The sequence below is a fragment of the Amycolatopsis sp. SID8362 genome (assembly GCF_010550475.1).
In the GTDB taxonomy this organism is placed as follows: Bacteria; Actinomycetota; Actinomycetes; order Mycobacteriales; family Pseudonocardiaceae; genus Amycolatopsis; species Amycolatopsis eburnea.
This window is the reverse complement of sequence record NZ_JAAGNB010001170.1, coordinates 1-4496: the sequence shown is the minus strand read 5'-3', so window position 1 is coordinate 4496 and position 4496 is coordinate 1. Positions and strand designations below refer to the sequence as shown.

Here is a 4496-nt window from a genome sequence, read left to right as displayed (position 1 = left end):
TGAAGCGGATGGCCGCGGCCGGGTCGCGGGCCAGGACGGTGCCCGCGGGCACCACGGTCGGCGTCTCCTCGGCGGTGCGCAGCGAGAGGACCGTGGCCGCCGCCCGCGCCGGGCGCGGCGGCTCGAGCCCGAGCAGCTTCAGGATCGCGACGACGAGTTCGTCCGGCGCCTGGTCCAGCCAGTAGAGCCGCTGCTCCAGCAGGTAGGCGAACAGCTCCAGCAGCGTGACGCCGGGGTCGGCGGGCGCGTGCAGCGTCCACGTGCCGTCCGACTCCGCCGGGATGCGGCGGGTGATGGCCGCCATCATGTCGGCCCAGGTGAGGTCGTCCAGCTTCGGCACGGGCAGCGTCATGGCGTCGTCCCCGTCAGGCCGAGGTAGAACGGGAACACCAGGTTGGCCTTGGTGTTGGTGCGCCGGATCCGGTACTCGACGGAGATCGTCACGCGGGACTCGTCGCCCGGGTCGGCCTCGGCGAGCACGCTCGCCAGCTCCACCCGCGGCTCGAACGTCTTCACGGCGTCGGCGATCGACCGTTCGAGGCCGCGCAGGTTCTGCGCGCTGCCCGGCGCGAACACCGACTCCTGCACGGTGGTGCCGAGCTCCGGCCGCATCACGCGCTCGCCCGTGGCGGTGAGCAGCAGTGCGCGCAGGCAGTGCTCGATGCTCGTCTCGCCGACGGCGTAGGACAGCCGGCCCGCCTCGTCGGGCAGGATCGGGAACCGCCAGCCGGTGCCGAGGAAGGGTTCGGTCACGTCGCCTTCACCTTCTTCGCGAGCACGTTCGGCGGCAGCGGCGTGGCGGGCCCGGTGACACCGCCCGGTGCCGGGTGGGTGTGCTGGACGAAGGCCTGCATCAGCGCGTTGCCGAGCACGACGGGCTCGGCCGAGCCGCCCCCGAGGTCGATGTCGGACGCCTGCACCGTCACGGTCTTGGCTTCGAGCGTGATCTCCCCGCTGTCCTTGAGCACCACCTTCGCCCCCGACGCGGTGCTGATGGTGATCTCCTTTTCCTTGTCGTCGAACAGGATCCGGTGCCCGGCCTTGGTCCGGATGATCTTCTGGTCCGTGCCGCCGGAGTGCGCGACCGGCGGCTTCTTCTTGCCGTTGTAGAGCCCGCCCAGCACGTACGGCTGGCGCATGTCGCCCTGGAAGAACGCGACCAGCACCTCGTCGCCGACCTCGGGCACGAACACGGAGCCGTAGCCGGCGCCCGCGTAGAGCTGGCTGACCCGGATCCACGGGCTGATCGACGCCCCGCCGTCGAGCCAGTAGTACTTGACCCGGACGCGGCCCTCGTCGTCCCCGTCGTTCTCCACGACCTCCGCCGGCGCGACGCCGTAGAAGCGCCGGTCGGTCGCCATCGCCCGTGGCGTCGTCATTGCTTGTCCCCCTGGAAGATCCGCCGTCCGGTGAAGGTGGTGAAGAAGCCGCTCGAATTCAGGGCGTGCTCCACGCGCTTGACGAAGTAGGTGCCGGAGAAGCGGGTGCCGAGGCCGAAGATCTCCAGGTTGTCCCCCGGGCGCAGCTCCGGCAGCCCGGCCACCCGGCCGGTCGCGGTGATGAACTCGTACGCCCGTTCCCGCAGCAGCGAGATGGCCAGCTCTTTGGCTTCCTCCTGGCTGAGCACCGGCGCGTCGACGACCACCTCCTGCCGGTCACCGGCCGCGGCCGACGCCGCCTCGGGCCCGCTCTGGCCGTCGGCGGAGTTCTGCCCGCCGGGCAGGTCGTCCTTGGTCGCGACGTACTCGATCGGCTCCGCCTTGACCGGGTCCCAGCCGTGCACGGTGAGCTTGCTGACCTGGTCGGACAGCGTCATCGTCGGGGTGAAGTCGAGCAGGTTGGGCACCAGCCCGGGCGGCTGCCCGCTCGGCCCGGACGCCAGCCCGGGCGCGTAGGCCAGCCGGAACAACCGGATCGGCCGCGAATCGCGGCCGTCGGTGGGCTTGATGAAGTACAGCGTCTGCACGCCCGTGTGCGGGTCCGGCAGGAGGTAGCAGTCGAAGTCGATCCGCTTCGCCCGCTCCACCAGGAACTGCGCGTCGGACTGGTTCTTCTGCACCACGAGGTCGTGCCGCGGGCCCTCGTGCGTCGTCTCGAACGCCAGGTGGTTGCGCCGCGCGATCTGCTCGGCGATCTCCCAGTCGGTCTTGTTGACGAAGTTCTTGTCCTCGGCCTTGGTCGGCTTGCGGTCCTTGAGGTCGAGCAGCCCGTCCACGCAGGTGATGGAGATCGTCGGCGACGCGGAATCCGGGAACTTGGGCGCGAGCGTGCTGATCTTGCCGGTGGCGACGGTCAGCAGCCGGTCCGCGTAGCCGAGCCGGACGGAGACGTGCGCGCCGATCCGCAGGTCCTTCGAGTCGCTGTACTTGAACTTCAGCGCGACGTCGTCCCAGTTGTTCAGCTCGAGGTCGAAGCCCGACATCTCGTCGATGTCGCGGTGCACCTTGACGTCGAGGATGTCGTTCTTCGTCGCCGGGTCCAGGGTCAGCCCCTCGACGACCACCTCGAACTCCGGGGCGTAGCCGTCCGGATCGGCGAGTTCGGGCTGGGTGCCCGCGGGCGCGGTCATCGGCGGCCCCCTCTCACGGCAGCCGGGGCACGGTCAGCACCAGCCCCGGCCGCAGGTCGCGTGGATCGGAGATGCCGTTGGCGCGCGCCAGTTCCCGCCACGCGTCCGGCCGGCGGTACACGGCGGCGGAGATGCGGTCCCAGGTGTCGCCGCGGCGCACGACGTAGCTCTTCTCCACCGTCGGCGAGGACCGGGGCGGGTCGACGGCCTGGTCCTTCGCCAGGCGGTACTCCTTCAGCGTGATGTCCAGCTGGGCCCGCAGCGGGACGCCGTTCTTGGCGAACAGCACGTAGTTCACGTCCAGCTTTTCCAGCACGCCCTTGAACACCGGCCCGTTCCAGTGGAACCGGACGATCGGCGGCGCGTGCTCGGTCCCGTCGATCCGCATCAGGTCGCGCACGGCGTCCACATAGGACGTCCGGACGTCGTTCAGCGTGTCGGACGTGTCGACGAGCGCCTGCAGCGTCAGGGTTTCGGTGCCGCCGCGGATGAACTGGAGCGGCGGGGTCTCCAGCCCGGGGATGGTGATCTCGGCGAACGTGTTGCTCTTGCTGAGCTTGTACTCGGTCGGGTTGAACCGCAGCGGGATCACCTGCGGCGTCCGGTTCGGCGGCCGCTCGATCTCCAGGTGCGCGTCGGCGCCCTGGCTCACCGAGGAGAACGGCGTGGTGATCACCGGCGGCCTCCCGAGTCCCCGATCCGGCGGTCGTTCCCGCTGCGCTCGGCCCGGGCGCACTCCTCTTCGTAGCGCCGTGCCCACGCCTGGATGTACCGGTTGAACAGGCGGGCGAACACGGCCCCGTCGTCGCCGTCCACGGCGAAGTGCACCTCGACGTTGTGGAAAGTCACGTTCCTGGGCACGGTTTCTTCTCCTAGAGCACGGCCGTCAGGCCCTCGTGGGCGATTTCCAAGGACTCGATCGCGACCGCGTTCTGCTCGGCGTGCAGGTCCGGCCCGGTCCACTTGGCGGCCAGGCCGCCGTGGAAGAGCCACGACTTCGCGGGCAGCCCCGCCTCGTCGAGCATGATCAGGGCGCCGTCGCGGCGGGCCCCCAGCGAGTCGTGCAGGCCGGTTTCGTACCAGGACCACAGCAGGCGGTCGCGGACCACACCGCGCTTGAGCGTGATCGGGTTCCACGAGTGGCGCAGCGGCAGCTTGTGCACCGCGTCGTTGCGCCCGCCTTCGGGGTAGTTGACCACCTCCAGCTGCGCGCCCAGCCCGGTGACCTCCTGGAAGGCACCGGACGCCACCACCTGCAGCAACAGTGCCTGCGCCGGCGGCAGGTAGACGTCCGCCGCGGAAAGCGTCACGAGGAAGCGGAACTTGGGCAGCGGCTCGTTGAGCGCGAGCAGCTGCTCCACCGGGTTCGTCACTGCTCGATCACCTCCAGACCGCGGTCCTGGCCCAGCACGAGCCGCAGCGCGATGAACTCCATGGGCACGGCAGGCGCGACTTCGACCTCGCACACGACCTGCCCGGGGTCCTGCTCGGGCGGGTTGTTGGTTTCGTCGCACACGACGCGGAAAGCGTCTTCCGGCCGGCTGCCGGCGAGCGCGCCGGTGCGGAACGCCTCCAGCAGCACCGACGTGATCGCGCGGACCAGCGACAGCCGCAGCTCCGCCGAGTTCACCTCGAACACCAGCGGCGCGGCGGCCCGCCGGATGGCCCGCACCAGCAGGTGCAGCAGCCGGCGGTGGGCGACGTACACCCGGCGCGGGTCGGGCGAGAGCGTCCGCCCGCCCCACACCACGAGCCCGCGGCCCCGCAGGCACCGCACCAGGTCGACACCCGCGTCGAACAGCCGCACCTGCTGCGCTTCCGGGTACTCGACCTCGAGGTCGACCGCGTCGAGCAGCGTGGCGTTGGCCGGGGTGTGGGCGGCGCCCCGCTCGGCGTCGAGCCGGGCCACCAGCCCGGCGACGTGCCC

At 70.8% G+C, this 4496-nt stretch carries 7 protein-coding genes and 1 pseudogene; all 8 read right to left on the bottom strand.

Features of this window, described 5'->3' with window-relative positions; translation table 11 throughout:
- Positions 1-352 (bottom strand): annotated as a pseudogene (locus tag G3I65_RS36675) (hypothetical protein); the annotation flags it as partial.
- Positions 349-753, bottom strand: coding sequence for a GPW/gp25 family protein (locus tag G3I65_RS36670; protein WP_160700164.1), 405 nt, complete (start codon positions 751-753; stop codon positions 349-351). The gene G3I65_RS36670 and the pseudogene G3I65_RS36675, both read right to left, overlap by 4 nt.
- Positions 750-1379 (bottom strand): phage baseplate assembly protein V, encoded by a 630-nt coding sequence (locus tag G3I65_RS36665; RefSeq protein ID WP_160700163.1) that lies wholly within the window; start codon positions 1377-1379, stop codon positions 750-752. The genes G3I65_RS36670 and G3I65_RS36665 overlap by 4 nt, the downstream gene beginning before the upstream one ends.
- Positions 1376-2569: a phage late control D family protein gene (locus G3I65_RS36660; protein ID WP_160700162.1), complete on the bottom strand. Its 1194-nt coding sequence runs from the start codon at positions 2567-2569 to the stop codon at positions 1376-1378. Before G3I65_RS36660 ends, G3I65_RS36665 begins: the two co-directional genes overlap by 4 nt.
- A 13-nt stretch (positions 2570-2582) precedes the next feature.
- Positions 2583-3245: a LysM peptidoglycan-binding domain-containing protein gene (locus G3I65_RS36655; protein WP_160700161.1), complete on the bottom strand. Its 663-nt coding sequence runs from the start codon at positions 3243-3245 to the stop codon at positions 2583-2585.
- Positions 3242-3430 carry a putative phage tail protein gene (locus G3I65_RS36650; protein ID WP_125311879.1) on the bottom strand — a complete coding sequence of 63 codons (189 nt, stop codon included), beginning with the start codon at positions 3428-3430 and terminating at the stop codon, positions 3242-3244. Before G3I65_RS36650 ends, G3I65_RS36655 begins: the two co-directional genes overlap by 4 nt.
- 11 nt (positions 3431-3441) lie before the next feature.
- Positions 3442-3942 (bottom strand): phage tail protein, encoded by a 501-nt coding sequence (locus G3I65_RS36645; protein ID WP_309235907.1) that lies wholly within the window; start codon positions 3940-3942, stop codon positions 3442-3444.
- Positions 3939-4496, bottom strand: a 558-nt coding sequence (locus G3I65_RS36640; protein ID WP_203612620.1) for a phage tail sheath C-terminal domain-containing protein, incomplete at its 5' end; no start/stop codon positions are given. The genes G3I65_RS36645 and G3I65_RS36640, both read right to left, overlap by 4 nt.

Coding starts and splice junctions, on each gene's coding strand:
- G3I65_RS36665 (WP_160700163.1), bottom strand. CDS start 1,379: ATGACGACGCCACGGGCGATGGCGACCGACCGGCGCTTCTACGGCGTC.
- G3I65_RS36660 (WP_160700162.1), bottom strand. CDS start 2,569: ATGACCGCGCCCGCGGGCACCCAGCCCGAACTCGCCGATCCGGACGGC.